Origin of the sequence: Idiomarina xiamenensis 10-D-4, assembly GCF_000299895.1 — a bacterium.
Classification (GTDB): domain Bacteria; phylum Pseudomonadota; class Gammaproteobacteria; order Enterobacterales; family Alteromonadaceae; genus Idiomarina; species Idiomarina xiamenensis.
On sequence record NZ_AMRG01000045.1, the window covers coordinates 1 to 1,478 of the forward strand.

Here is a 1,478-nt window from a genome sequence, read left to right on the forward strand (position 1 = left end):
GGCGGCAGCCCCAACGACAGCGCTAACGGTATCGCCAAAGGTAGCATGATGGCGAAGGTGCCCCAGCTCGAACCAATGGAAAAGCCGGTTAAGCCCGAGATGATAAAAATCAGAGGCAATAACGCCCACAGCGATACCGACTGGTCTAAAATCGAGGCCAAATACTGGCCAGTTTGTAGTGCCTTGGTCATATCGCCTAAAGTAATCGATAACCACAAAATCACTGCCAACGGTAAAATCTTACGAGCACCGGCAACGGCGTCCTTTAGTAACGCCCAAGCCCCTCGGTTTAGCGTCCAGTAAGTGCCCACTAACGCAATCGCTAAGGCACTGTATATGGCCAAGAATACGCTTAAGGTACCATCACCTTGAGTCAGCACACCATCACCCGTCCACAACAGCAGCAAGGGTACTAGCACCACCATACTGACGAGGCTTGCGACGACCACCCAAACCGCGCCAGTACCATTAGCGGCGCTCGAGTGATAGCCGGCTTCGCTGCTTGGCTGCTGTTGTTTGACCTCGACTTGGCCATGCTTAGCACGCCGTTCAGCGGCTTTCATGGGACCCAAATTCCAATCGAACCAAGCGACCAGTAAAGCTAACAAGACTGCAAAAATGGCATAAAAACTAAAGCCGAGTGAGGTGATAAATGTGCCTAATGGGTCGCTGACGCCTTGATTACCGATAATCGTTAGGTTGAACGCGCCCCAAGCATTGAGTGGTATCAAGATGCAAATTGGTGCACAGGTGGAATCGACAATATAAGCCAGCTTTTCTCGGGCGATGCGCAGCCGGTCATATACCGGACGCGAGGTGGTGCCGGCAATCATGATGGTGACATTGGACTCAATAAACACCACCACGCCCATGATCCAAGTGAACAGACGCGCACGCCGCGGACTATCGACCCACTGTCGACGCTCTAATGCCATCACAAAATGACTGAAGGTACCGCCCCGTTCCAGCACACCGAATAGTGCGCCGATACCTAGTGTAAAGAACCATACCAAAACGTTGTTGGCATCACTCAGGCTTTGCCAAGCGGCAACAAGCGACTGCTCGGCAATCGCCATCGGTTGCGGCCAAAATAATAAGATATTGGCCAGAATGATGCCGCCAATGAGCGCCAGCAGCACGCGGCGGGTAACGATAGCAAAAATGATTGCCAATAATGATGGCAAAAGACTTAGCCAGTTAGCTTCCATGATGATTTAAGCGACTCGGTTGCAGCGACAAGAAATATGGCGTTAGGGTACCCGAAATTGCGTTCGATGCCTACGCTAGACGGCACTCGACATTACCACTTATGGTTTAATGCCAAGCATCACTCAACCGGTGCGTTTTAAATTCTCAAATTCGCGCCGTAATTCATAGTTTTTGTCGGTCACGATTTCTTCCAGCACTTTAATCCGTTCTTTCAGCAGGCGAACCTCTTGCTCTAACTGAGCATTGCCTTGTTGGTCGTGATTTCTGCG

The 1,478-nt window shown here is 50.9% G+C and carries 1 protein-coding gene; it reads right to left on the reverse strand.

The annotated features are described in order from the left end of the window. Positions 1 to 1,208 (reverse strand): Na+/H+ antiporter NhaC family protein (locus tag A10D4_RS13300; protein WP_008490139.1); only part of this gene is annotated, 1,208 nt, incomplete at its 3' end. Positions 1,209 to 1,478: the final 270 nt, after the last annotated feature.